The organism is Bacillus sp. JJ675, from assembly GCF_036963165.1.
GTDB lineage: Bacteria > Bacillota > Bacilli > Bacillales > Bacillaceae > Bacillus > Bacillus glycinifermentans.
Window position 1 is genome coordinate 32,290 of sequence record NZ_JBALMR010000021.1, and the last position, 11,637, is coordinate 43,926.

Sequence of the window (11,637 nt, forward strand, 5' to 3'; positions counted from 1 at the left end):
GGATACTACAGAGGTGGATGAATTTCAAACTTCCGAACGAAAAACCGCTAGATCTTCATGATGCCGCCCGTATTTGCAGACGTCACAAGCTTCGAATAACGGGCCAGGTAGCCTGTTTTGACCTTCGGCTCAAAGCCCGGCCAATTCGCTTTTCTTCTCTCCCATTCTTCATCGGAAATCTCGATGTTCAATATCCGTTTTTCGATATCAACGACAATATGGTCGCCGTTTTCTACAAATGCAAGCGGTCCGCCCTCGGCAGCTTCCGGTGACACATGGCCGATTGAAAGCCCGCGCGACGCTCCGGAAAAACGGCCGTCTGTGATCAGCGCGACCTTCGGGCCGAGACCCATTCCGACGATCTGGGAAGTCGGCGCAAGCATTTCAGGCATTCCAGGTCCGCCTTTAGGACCTTCATAGCGGATGATGACGACGTCTCCCGCTTTTACTTTTCTGTTTATGATGCCGTCAAGCGCTTCTTCCTGCGAATCAAAGACGACCGCCGGGCCTTCGTGGCGGGTAATGCCGTTCTGAACGCCTCCGGTTTTGATAATTGCCCCGTCAGGCGCCAGGTTGCCGAACAGCACGGCAAGCCCGCCCTGTTCTGAAAACGGCTGATCGATCGGATGAATGACTTCGTAGTCCTTGACCTCGCATCCTTCAATATTATCGCCGAGCGTTTCTCCCGTTACCGTCATCGTATCCAGGTGAAGGGCGCCTTCTTTTTTGGACAGCTCGTTTAAGACCGCGGAGACGCCTCCTGCTTCATGCAAATCTTCAATGAACACATCAGATGCGGGAGCAAGCTTTGATAAATGAGGAACTCTTGCTGCAACCTCATTAATCCGTTCAAGCGAATATTCAATGCCTGCTTCGTTTGCGATCGCCAGCGTATGAAGGATCGTATTGGTCGACCCGCCGAGCGCCATGTCTAAGGCAAACGCATTGTCGATCGCTTTTTCGGTGACGATGTCACGCGGTTTTAAATCTTTTTTGATCAGCTCCATCAGCTGGCGCGCTGATTGCTTCGCAAATTCTTTCCTTTCCGGTGCCGTTGCCAAAATGGTGCCGTTTCCTGGCAGCGCGAGTCCAAGGGCTTCCGACAGGCAGTTCATCGAGTTGGCCGTGAACATGCCTGAACACGATCCGCAAGTCGGACAGCCGAACTGTTCGAGCTCCTCCAGGCCCTTTTCGTCTATTTTGCCGGATTGATAAGCCCCTACGCCTTCAAATACAGAAGAAAGCGAGATTTTCCGTCCGTCGCTCGTTCTTCCGGCAGCCATCGGCCCTCCGCTGACAAAAACGGTCGGAATATTGATCCGCATCGCCGCCATAAGCATGCCCGGCGTAATTTTGTCACAGTTCGGAATACAAATCATCCCGTCAAACCAGTGGGCCGAAACGACCGTTTCGACGGAGTCGGCGATGATTTCGCGGCTAGGAAGGGAATACCTCCCTCATTCCGATATGCCCCATCGCGATGCCGTCATCGACGCCGATCGTATTAAATTCAAACGGAACACCGCCCGCTTCCCTGATCGCCTCTTTGACGATTTTTCCAAACTCCTGCAAATGGACATGACCGGGCACGATGTCAATATATGAGTTGCAAACGGCAATAAACGGTTTGCCGAAGTCCTCTTCCTTTACCCCGGCCGCTCTCAGCAGACTGCGATGCGGCGCTCTGTCGATCCCTTTTTTAATCATGTCACTGCGTAAACCTGTCATGATGATCCTCCTAAACTTTCTTTGTATATTCCGAATATTCAGTTTTATCAGTCTGTCTAAAGCTTCTTTTTATGGATTTTCAAGCTGATGGCTGATTTTGTTTTTCAATCTGATAACCGCTCCCCATTTATCAGACCTCAAACATTCGGATATGATTGCTACCTACTATATATATTTTCAGAGTTTTTTTCAACAATATTCGAAATATTTTTATAGAAAAAGTGATATTTTCTAACAGGACGCTTGTCTTTATCATAGTTCTGCACCGGCCGGAATAAGCGCCTTTTTTCGGTCAAAATAAAAAGACGCTGCTCTCAGCGCCTTTTTACCGGTTTTCTTTTTTGCGGCTTTCCGTCATTTGCTTCCAGACGGAACCTTTTGCCTCTTCTCCGTGCTCGATCCGTTCGATCGCCATTTTAATTTGCAGGCTGACTTCGAATTCCGGATCGTTTTCAGCCTCTTTGAGCGCAGCAAGCGCGCTTTCGTCGCCGACCTCGTACAAAAACATCGCTGCCCTCCAGCGGACGAGCTTGCTCGGGTCTTTCAGCGCCTTTACCATCGCCGGAATGGCATCCGGGTTTCCGATATCTGAGAGGCAGTCGCCGGCAGTTCTTCTCACCGTGATCGTTTTATCCTCAAGCGCTTGATATAACAGCGGGAGAACGTCCGGCGTTTCGATCATGCCTAAATACACGACGGCAAGCCTTCTGATGGATGTTTTCGGGTCATTGAGCGCTTTCTCAAGCACCGGGATGTCCTCTTCCTTCGGATCCATCTGCTCCAGATGCGCATAGCGCTTTTGCCAATCTTCATCATCCAGCATGTCAAGCGTCACCTTGTACGATTTTCTTTGCACGGCTTGCTTTTCGGTTTCTTTATTGTGTGATGCGGCCGCTTCCGTTAATTTCTGAAGACGCTCTTCATCATAAGCCGCTTGAAGCTCTTCCGTCACGTCACGGCCGATTTCTGAAAAATCTCCGAACCTGACGCCCTGCTCCTTCCACGACCGCTCAAGGACGACATTGGAAGACGCGGTTTTCAGCTTAAAGATCGCTTCCTGAAACCGTTCAGGAAGGCCAAACCGTTCTTCGCGTTCACCGTCCGTCAGTTTGACCTGCATCGGGATGCCGCTGAACATCTGCACAAATACTTTGACCTCGCCAAACGACTCTTTTTCCTCCGAAGCTCCGCCGTTTTCATCCGTTTCAGCCATTCCAAAGGCTGAACGGACAGCCGGGAGAATATCTTTCCAGTCAAACCTGGCATTCCGTTCAACCGCTAAAAAGTCTGCCACATGGTAGACTCCCTTTACCCCGTCTATGTTTAAAACCTTCTGAATAACAGGCGGAGCGCCTTCTGCCTGGCCTTTTTTATAATTGTTGCTTTTCCCGCCCGGCAGCTCTTCGGTTAATATAACCTTCATTGTATTCGGACTCGGTGTCGGTTCTATCGATTTAATCTTCATGGTTGTCCCCCTCTGTATCAAGATCCGGGTCTTATTCTACCATAACCGTGATTCCTGATCTATCAAGGCGGTTTCTTCGCCGTATCCTCACTCGTTTTTAAGTTCATGAAGGAAACCGGCCATCACCTCATGCCGATGCTCGGCCAGCTTTCTTCCTGTTTCGGTGTTCATCAGATCCTTCAGAAGAAGAAGCTTTTCATAAAAATGCCCCACAGCCGACGGAACGCCTTTGTCCCGGGCGCCTTCCCTGTACATCGCATGCCCCTTTGCACCGGCATACATGAAGGTTCGGGCGATTCCGACGGCGCCTATTGCATCAAGGCGGTCGGCATCCTGTACGGCCATCCCTTCTGCCGAAAGCTTTTCACCTTTATATGTTTCCCTGTCTCTGAAAGACATTTTCGTAATAATACCGATGATTTCTTCTGCTGTTTTATTGTCGATTCCCCAGCCTGAAAATTGGCGGCGCAGTTCCCGAAGCGGTATTTTGTACTGCGGGGATAATTTTTCGTCGATCAGGTCGTGCACAAGGGCGGCCGCTTCTGTGATAAACAGGTCAGCGCCTTCTGCTTCCGCGATCAAAAGGCTCAGGCGCCGCACCCTTGTGATATGCAGCCAGTCATGGCCTGTCCCTTCATCTTCGAGCTTTTCTTTCACCCAATCGGCAATCATTTTGAGCTGCTCTTTTTTTCGCTGTTTCATCCGAGCCATTTTTGAATCGTCTCTTCTATTTCTTTTGGGTTTGTCTGCGGCGAAAACCGCTGGACGGTTTCACCTGTTTGATCGACGAGAAATTTTGTGAAATTCCACTTGACCGCTTTTGTGCCGAGCATCCCTTTTGCCTGGCTCGTCAGGTGCATATACAGCGGATGGATATGCTCACCCTTCACGTCCACTTTGGCAAACATCGGGAACGTCACCCCGTAATTCAGACTGCAGAATTCCTCGATGCTTTTTTCATCGCCGGGTTCCTGATTCATGAACTGATTGCACGGAAACCCAAGAACGACAAACCCCTTGTCCTTATATGCATCATAAAGCTCCTGAAGCTGTTTATACTGCGGGGTAAATCCGCATTTGCTGGCTGTATTGACGATGAGAAACACCTTTCCTTCATACGGCTTCAATGTCGTTTCCTCGCCCTTAATCGTTTTTACGCTGATATCATAAATGGACATGTTCATCGCTCCTTTTAGAATAGCCCTTTTGCCCGGCCGTTCTCATCAACGTCCATGGAAAGCGCGGCTGGACGCTTCGGCAAGCCCGGCATCGTTAAAATGCTGCCGGTCAGAGCGACGAGGAAGCCGGCGCCTGCTGACGGCTTCAGTTCGCGGACTGTAATGAAAAATCCTTCCGGCCTTCCGCTCTTCTCCGGATCGTCTGAAAGGGAATACTGGGTTTTCGCTACGCAAACGGGCAAATGACCTAAACCGTTCTTTTCCAATTCGGCAAGCTGTTTTTTCGCCTTATCCGTGAATTTTACGCCTTTTGCTCCGTAGACGACCCGCGAGATTTTTGACAGCTTTTCCTCAATCGAATCAGATAATTCGTACAGATAAGAAAATCGGTTTTCTTTTTCATGCAGCACACTGACGACCTTACGGGCCAGCTCAATACCGCCTTTGCCCCCCTCTTCCCACACATTGCACACCGAAGCAGGATGGCCCTCTTCCCGGCACCAGTCAAGCACCGTTTCGAGCTCGGCTTCCGAATCCTGAACAAACCGGTTCACGCCAACGACATACGGAAGGCCGAAGGCCCTGATCGTTTCAATGTGTTTGGCAAGGTTTGCAATTCCCCTTTTGACGGCTCCTGGATCGCTGGTCTTCAAGTCTTGTAGCGCGACGCCTCCGTGCATCTTCAGCGCCCTTACCGTGGCGACGATTACGACTGCGCCAGGAGTAAACCGGCCCGCTCTCGTTTTAATATGCAGAAACTTTTCGGCCCCTAAATCAGCGCCGAATCCTGCTTCTGTCACGACGTAATCAGCAAGCTTCATTGCCATCTTAGTCGCAATCAGACTGTTTGAGCCATGGGCGATGTTGGCGAACGGCCCCCCGTGGACAAGCGCAGGCGTCCCCTCGACGGTTTGCACGAGGTTCGGCTTCAATGCGTCTTTCAGGAGAAGGGTGAGCGCTCCTTCCACTCCGAGCATTTTGACTGTCACCGGTTTTTGGTCAGCGGTGTAGGCGACGATCATTGATGCAAGCCTTCTCTTCAAATCTTGCAAATCTGTTGCAAGGCATAAAACGGCCATGATTTCAGATGCGACCGTAATGTCAAAACCGTCTTCCCGCGGAAAACCGTTCGCTTTGCCTCCCAGCCCGACCACGGTTTCCCTCAGGGCTCTGTCATTGAGATCGAGCGCCCGTTTCCAAACCACTCTTCTGATATCAATGTTTAATTCATTTCCATGATGAATATGATTGTCTATAAAGGCTGCCAATGCATTATTTGCGCTTGTTATCGCATGCATGTCCCCGGTAAAATGCAGATTAATGTCTTCCATCGGGAGAACCTGCGAGTATCCGCCTCCTGCGGCGCCGCCTTTTAAGCCCATTGTCGGTCCGAGAGACGGCTCTCTGAGCGCAACGATCGAACGTTTCCCATCCTGCCAGAGCGCCTGGCTCAAGCCCACGGTGACCGTTGACTTGCCTTCGCCGGCCGGCGTCGGGTTGATGGAAGTTACCAAAATCACCTTTCCGTCGGGTTTATCCGCTAATCGATCAAAAATATTTAAGGAAATTTTCGCTTTAGTGAAACCAAAGCACTCTATTTCTTCGTCATCTATACTGAGTTTCCGTGCAATTTCCGTTATCGGTTTTAATTTGGTGCTTTGAGCGATTTCAATGTCTGTTAAATGGGTTTTCATAAGCGAGAGGAGCCTCCTTCTGGTTCATCAGATGATGGTTTCCATATTTTTCACACACTTCTTTCATTGTAACACAATTCACGCATTGAAATATCGCCAAAAAGTTCCTATAATGAAGAAAAATCAGCGGAGAAAACCGGAGGTGGCGTGTTGCCTATCAACATTCCTATCGATTTACCAGCAAAGCAGATTCTTGAAAGTGAAAATATTTTCGTCATGGATGAAAAGCGGGCGTTCCATCAGGATATCCGGCCTTTAAACATTGTGATTCTCAATTTGATGCCGCAGAAAATCAAAACGGAGACACAGCTGCTGAGGATGCTCGGAAATTCTCCTTTACAGGTATATTTCACTTTTTTAATACCGTCTACCCATACACCAAAAAATACAGCAAGGCAGCATTTAGAGCAATTTTATACAACCTTTTCTTCGATAAGGGACAGAAAATTTGACGGCATGATCATTACGGGGGCGCCGATCGAACATCTGGCATTTGAAGATGTCTCGTATTGGAACGAGCTCCGGGAGATATTCGACTGGAGCAGAACGAACGTCACGTCAACGCTCCACATCTGCTGGGGGGCTCAAGCCGGGCTGTATCACCATTACGGCATACGCAAAATAATGCTGCCGAAAAAGACGTTCGGCGTGTTTGAACACAGAATATTAGAGAAAACTGAAAGATTGGTCAGGGGATTTGAAGAATTCTACTATGTCCCGCATTCCAGGCATACAGATATAAACATGGACGATCTAAAATCGGTCCCAGATTTAAAGGTGCTCAGCGTATCGGATGAAGCAGGCGTCTGTTTAATTGCTTCAAAAGATGAAAAACAGGTTTTTTTAACTGGACATCCTGAGTATGATACCGATACTCTTAAAGAGGAGTATGAAAGAGATTTGGCCAAAAATATGGAAATTGATCCCCCGGTGAACTATTTTAAAGATGGACCGGACGGCTCGGTTCCTGTAAACCGCTGGAAAGCCCATGCCACTCTATTGTTTATGAATTGGCTGAATTATTACGTTTACCAGGAAACGCCATATGAATGGAAATGAAATTCTCATGCTCTGGTCTGATGCAAGACGCGTAAAATATGATAAAATACAGTTGGGTTTGTCTTCCATAAAAAAAGAAGTTTGGTCCGGTGTTTTCAGCTGTCAGGAAAGCGCAGGAAACCAACGCTTTCCTGCGAATCCAAACTTTAAAAATACCTTAATTTTTGTTCTTCATTTATAATTAAACTAATATTTTATGGTATGGTATGTGTGGACATTAACTCCTGTTTTTATTATCATTTAGCTCTTGTTGTTTGAATTAATTGAGGTGAATATGTTTGAATACCAACAAAAATATATTAATTTTGACTGCAAATTATGGAAATGGCCATGTTCAAGTAGCCAAAACGCTTCATCAAGAATGTGAAAGACTAGGCTTTAAGAATGTAACTGTTTCGAATTTGTATCAAGAATCGAATCCGATTGTATCTGAAATCACGCAATATCTTTATCTGAAAAGCTTTTCAATCGGCAAACAGTTTTATCGCCTTTTTTACTATGGGGTCGATAAAATTTACAATAAAAGAAAGTTTAATATTTATTTTAAGATGGGAAACAAACGGCTTGATCAGCTTGTTAAAAAGCATGAGCCTGATATTATCATCAACACGTTTCCGATGATCGTCGTTCCTGAATACAGGCGGAGAATGGGAAAAGTGATCCCGACATTTAACGTGATGACGGATTTCTGCCTTCACAAAATCTGGGTTCACGAACACATTGATAAATATTATGTAGCGACCGATTATGTGAAGGAAAAGCTGCTCGAAATCGGCACTCATCCAAACAATGTCAAAATTACAGGCATTCCGATCCGCCGTCAATTTGAAGAAGAAATGGACAAAGATCAAATTTACGCCAAGTATCAGCTGTCTCCCGATAAAAAGATTCTGCTGATCATGGCCGGCGCCCACGGGGTTCTCAAAAACGTGAAAGAGCTGTGCGAATCCCTGATGGTGAAAGAAGACGTCCAAGTTGTCGTCGTTTGCGGGAAAAACACGTTATTGAAAAGCTCGCTCGAAGAAATTGAAGCACTGTATCCGGATAAGCTGAAAACGTTCGGCTATATCGAAAGAATTGACGAGCTGTTCCGCGTGGCTGACTGCATGATCACGAAACCGGGCGGGATCACCCTCACGGAAGCCACCGCCATCGGCGTTCCGGTTATCCTCTACAAACCGGTGCCTGGACAGGAAAAAGAGAATGCTCTGTTCTTCGAAGACAAAGGCGCTGCCATCGTCGTAAACCGGCATGAGGAAATTCTCGAATCCGTGTCTTCCCTTTTGGCGGATGAACAAAAATTAAACGAAATGAAACGCAACATCAAAGCTTTGCACTTATCCAATTCTTCAGAAGTCATTCTGACCGACATCGTGAAACAGTCAGAGATCATCATGAATAAACAGCAAGCTGTCAGAGCCCTGTCATAGCAGGACACAGGCAGCCCTAAAAAAACACTTGTGAAAACAAGTGTTTTTTTCTTATGATTCGGTATAGTATGCTTCTTCAAACGGCTGAACGACGACAAACCCGTGTCCGGCAAATTTCATTTGAATGGATTCCCCGCTCCCTCTGCCGATAAACGTTTTAAAAGAGACGTCTGTGACAAATTCAGGCTCAAGATTCCCTGACCAGGCTACGGTCGCATTCGGATCGGTGTATACGGGGCTTTCCGGAGAAACGAGCAGGGTAAGCGGTTCATAGTGACTCGTGATCGCCGCCATTCCGGTCCCTTCGAGCTTTACGTTGAAAAGCCCGCCTGCAAGCATCCCCGAAATTCTTTTCATGAGCTTAATATCCCACTTCATGCCGGACTCAAACGCCAGCAGGTCATTTCCGTTTACAAAAATGGAATCATCGTCCAAATTTAAAATCGATATCTTTTTCCCCTGATCGGCAAGATACAGCTTTCCCTTTCCTTCGGCTTTCATGAGTGAAGTGCCTTCACCGCTCAATACCTTTTTCATCATCCGCCCGAGTCCGTGTTCAAACACGCCTTCCCGCTCAAACTTGATTTGTCCTCTGTAAGAAATCATCGAGCCGGCCTTTGCCCATACTTTCCCGTCCAGATTCACTTCAAGGAGACGCGAAGTCTCAAGCTCAAACATCCCCTCCCCTTTATCCTCCTGCTGCGTTTTTTCCACAAATTCATCAATCGAATAACGATTCATCTTAGCAACACTCCTCATCTATGTATGGTTTCCTTATATACGTAGCTCCCGGTGAAACGTTTCATTTTCTTTGCTCCGTCAACGCTTAAAAAACCATATTTTGAAAGCGATTGCAATAAAATTCCTTAAAAAAGCATAAAAGTTCATTTTTTTCTCTTGACAGCTTGACGAAGCCTCTAGAGATGGTGTATAGTGAAACCATCATTTAGCAGAACATCGTTAGATGATGAAAATTTTTTTTAGCACACTGTGCTACAGTACTAGGAGGATTAAGCAATATGCAAAACGGTAAAGTAAAATGGTTTAACAATGAAAAAGGCTTCGGCTTCATCGAAGTTGAAGGCGGAGACGATGTATTCGTTCATTTCACTGCAATCGAAGGTGAAGGATACAAGTCTCTAGAAGAAGGACAAGAAGTTTCTTTCGAAATCGTTGAAGGTAATCGTGGACCTCAAGCATCTAACGTTGTGAAGCTGTAACTTTAACAGAATGAAGAACAAATGAAACTTCAAATAGAGGAGAGGCATCTTAGCCTCTCCTATTTAATTTTCAGCTGAATTTCGATGGCTAAAATGTTTTGTTTCAGCCTTTGTTCGATTTCCTCAATATTTTTCTCCAAGGACGGCCGTCCTTTTTTTGCGATATCCACCAGCTGTTCCAAATCTTTATATACCTCGACAAATGTCTTGTGCAGAACGGTTTGCAATTCATTGCTTTCCACTGTCACAGGCCCCTTTTCTATAAGATACCCAAATTAGTAATATAGACTTATATTTTTTAGGTTCAATAGTTATATCGGATTAATTTTATTATATTTTTTCTTTTTTTGCACATAAATATCATTGTTTTAAGGAAAAAATAAATCGCGGAGGTGTTGATCATGAATCAGGAACATCATGATGCGATCGAAACAGGGTACAATCAGCGGAAGCAGCTTGAATTAGCCGTAGAAACCGCTCAAAAAACGACAGGGATGGCCACGAGGCAAAAAAGTTCAACATTAATGAAATCGGCGTACCGGTCGATCGAAGATGCGAGACAGCTGTCGCAAACCGAAGAATTATCCGTTTTGGACGGAGATTTTTTAAGGCAGCAGCTCGACATCTTGAACGAATGCGAACATCAGCTTGATGAGGCACAGCGCTAACAAAAAAACCGCTTCATGCGGTTTTTTCAATGATGCCCGACACCCGGGGCGGCGCGGGCGTCAGTTTTTGTTTGTGAGCACTTCTCCATAGGCGCGGAGCTTTTCCCCGACCGTGCATTTTGTAATGCAAAATGCATGGGCATACGTTTTTCCGTATTCCTTTCTGAAATGTTTTTTGATAAAACACCCTTCGCAGTAGGTGTCCTGCAGATCTGTCAGTTCTTTTAAGATCTCCTTCTTATCCAAGGCTTTCATCTCCGTTATTTGTCTAGTTTCGTGCGGCTTTCCACAATGGTATGCTCAAGCATTTTTTTCGCAAGCTGATCCGCTTCTTTATTGTCTTTGCGGCTGATTTGAACGTAGGTCGGCGAGAGCTTTAATTTTTTAAGCTGCTTTTCGATTTTATCGAGCCATTTCGAATGGACCGGATCATAGCACGGCCAGTTTCCATCAAGCTGGTTTAGCACGACAAGCGAGTCTCCTTTAATGACGACGGAATTCCGGCTTGCCCCGAGATCCCTGAGCTCGTTTACGGCTTCATAGAGGGCGGCATATTCCGCTTCATTATTCGTCGTCAGCCGGAAGCTTTTGTTTTTTCTCAACCGGTATCTTTCCCCTCCGAGGGAATAATAAATCACGATTCCGAGGCCTGCCAGCTGGCTGACCTTGTCATAGCTTCCGTCAAAAAACACCGTGATTTCATCCGGTTCATGCGCCAGTTCTTCCTTTAATTTTTCAAGCTCCTTCAGCGTCCAAAAAGCTCCCTTTTCATCCTCAAATTCAAGGCTGCCTACATACGGATTCTGCGCGAGCCGGCGGCCGATTGCCACCGCATCTTTGACTTCAATCCAGTCGTCGGCGGTAAACGGGACGGAAAAAGATCCGTTCAGTTGAATGTCCATGCTTGCTCTTAGTTTCACAAAATCACCTTTATTCAAATGATGTCTTGTTATGCTATAATCAAAACGGTCTTATTACAGCTTATTTAGAAAGGAAGTACCTGTTCTTGTTTAACGAGATTTTGTGGATCGGTTTTGCGATCATTAGCTTTATCATTGTTCTTTTCTTTTACAAACGGTTTGGCAAAACCGGCTTGTTTGTCTGGATCGGATTTGCCACAGTCGCCGCCAATATCGAGGTCGCCAAAACAGTCGAGCTTTTCGGGCTGACCTCGACGCTCGGCAATATCATGTAC

12 protein-coding genes and 3 pseudogenes are annotated in these 11,637 nt (G+C 46.5%); 6 read left to right on the forward strand and 9 right to left on the reverse strand.

What is annotated here, in order from left to right:
* Positions 1 to 47: 47 nt before the first annotated feature.
* From ilvD to V7126_RS06085, 5 genes and pseudogenes are all read right to left on the reverse strand, one after another.
* Positions 48 to 1,728: pseudogene (gene ilvD, locus V7126_RS06065) on the reverse strand (dihydroxy-acid dehydratase).
* 325 nt (positions 1,729 to 2,053) lie between these two features.
* On the reverse strand, positions 2,054 to 3,193 hold the full coding sequence (locus V7126_RS06070; RefSeq protein ID WP_046129617.1) for a conserved virulence factor C family protein: 1,140 nt from the start codon (positions 3,191 to 3,193) through the stop codon (positions 2,054 to 2,056).
* 87 nt (positions 3,194 to 3,280) lie between these two features.
* Positions 3,281 to 3,904 carry an HD domain-containing protein gene (locus V7126_RS06075; RefSeq protein WP_335497248.1) on the reverse strand — a complete coding sequence of 208 codons (624 nt, stop codon included), beginning with the start codon at positions 3,902 to 3,904 and terminating at the stop codon, positions 3,281 to 3,283.
* The gene (locus V7126_RS06080; RefSeq protein ID WP_175075044.1) at positions 3,892 to 4,371 is read right to left on the reverse strand and encodes a glutathione peroxidase; all 480 of its coding nucleotides are present in this window, start codon (positions 4,369 to 4,371) and stop codon (positions 3,892 to 3,894) included. Before V7126_RS06080 ends, V7126_RS06075 begins: the two co-directional genes overlap by 13 nt.
* A 14-nt stretch (positions 4,372 to 4,385) precedes the next feature.
* Positions 4,386 to 6,065 carry a formate--tetrahydrofolate ligase gene (locus V7126_RS06085; protein ID WP_046129619.1) on the reverse strand — a complete coding sequence of 560 codons (1,680 nt, stop codon included), beginning with the start codon at positions 6,063 to 6,065 and terminating at the stop codon, positions 4,386 to 4,388.
* 150 nt (positions 6,066 to 6,215) lie between these two features.
* Between V7126_RS06085 and metA the strand changes: the two genes are divergently transcribed.
* The 3 genes from metA to V7126_RS06100 all read left to right on the forward strand — a co-directional run bounded on the left by metA (position 6,216) and on the right by V7126_RS06100 (position 8,554).
* The gene (gene metA / locus V7126_RS06090) at positions 6,216 to 7,124 is read left to right on the forward strand and encodes a homoserine O-acetyltransferase MetA (protein ID WP_175075043.1); all 909 of its coding nucleotides are present in this window, start codon (positions 6,216 to 6,218) and stop codon (positions 7,122 to 7,124) included.
* The gene (locus V7126_RS06095) at positions 7,111 to 7,305 is read left to right on the forward strand and encodes a hypothetical protein (RefSeq protein WP_046129621.1); all 195 of its coding nucleotides are present in this window, start codon (positions 7,111 to 7,113) and stop codon (positions 7,303 to 7,305) included. The genes metA and V7126_RS06095 overlap by 14 nt, the downstream gene beginning before the upstream one ends.
* A 97-nt stretch (positions 7,306 to 7,402) precedes the next feature.
* The gene (locus tag V7126_RS06100; RefSeq protein WP_046129622.1) at positions 7,403 to 8,554 is read left to right on the forward strand and encodes a diglucosyl diacylglycerol synthase; all 1,152 of its coding nucleotides are present in this window, start codon (positions 7,403 to 7,405) and stop codon (positions 8,552 to 8,554) included.
* A gap of 51 nt (positions 8,555 to 8,605) precedes the next feature.
* On the opposite strand, the gene V7126_RS06105 is transcribed toward V7126_RS06100, so the two are convergent.
* Positions 8,606 to 9,295 carry an AIM24 family protein gene (locus V7126_RS06105; RefSeq protein WP_046129623.1) on the reverse strand — a complete coding sequence of 230 codons (690 nt, stop codon included), beginning with the start codon at positions 9,293 to 9,295 and terminating at the stop codon, positions 8,606 to 8,608.
* Between the two features lie 278 nt (positions 9,296 to 9,573).
* On the opposite strand from V7126_RS06105, the gene cspD reads away from it, so the two are divergent.
* A complete protein-coding gene (cspD, locus tag V7126_RS06110) occupies positions 9,574 to 9,774 on the forward strand; it encodes a cold-shock protein CspD (RefSeq protein WP_003153604.1) in 201 nt (66 codons plus the stop codon).
* Between the two features lie 59 nt (positions 9,775 to 9,833).
* On the opposite strand, the gene V7126_RS06115 is transcribed toward cspD, so the two are convergent.
* Positions 9,834 to 10,016 (reverse strand): hypothetical protein, encoded by a 183-nt coding sequence (locus tag V7126_RS06115; protein WP_003182837.1) that lies wholly within the window; start codon positions 10,014 to 10,016, stop codon positions 9,834 to 9,836.
* Positions 10,017 to 10,175: 159 nt separating this feature from the next.
* Here V7126_RS06115 and V7126_RS06120 point away from each other — a divergent pair, with 159 nt between their 5' ends.
* Positions 10,176 to 10,442: a DUF2564 family protein gene (locus V7126_RS06120; protein ID WP_046129624.1), complete on the forward strand. Its 267-nt coding sequence runs from the start codon at positions 10,176 to 10,178 to the stop codon at positions 10,440 to 10,442.
* A 60-nt stretch (positions 10,443 to 10,502) separates the two neighbouring features.
* Here the strand turns inward: V7126_RS06120 and V7126_RS06125 are convergent, their stop codons facing one another.
* On the reverse strand, positions 10,503 to 10,688 hold the full coding sequence (locus V7126_RS06125; protein ID WP_046129625.1) for a zinc-finger domain-containing protein: 186 nt from the start codon (positions 10,686 to 10,688) through the stop codon (positions 10,503 to 10,505).
* Positions 10,681 to 11,362: pseudogene (locus V7126_RS06130) on the reverse strand (reverse transcriptase-like protein). The gene V7126_RS06125 and the pseudogene V7126_RS06130 overlap by 8 nt, the downstream one beginning before the upstream one ends.
* Positions 11,363 to 11,448: 86 nt before the next feature.
* Here V7126_RS06130 and V7126_RS06135 point away from each other — a divergent pair.
* Positions 11,449 to 11,637: pseudogene (locus V7126_RS06135) on the forward strand (queuosine precursor transporter); the annotation flags it as partial.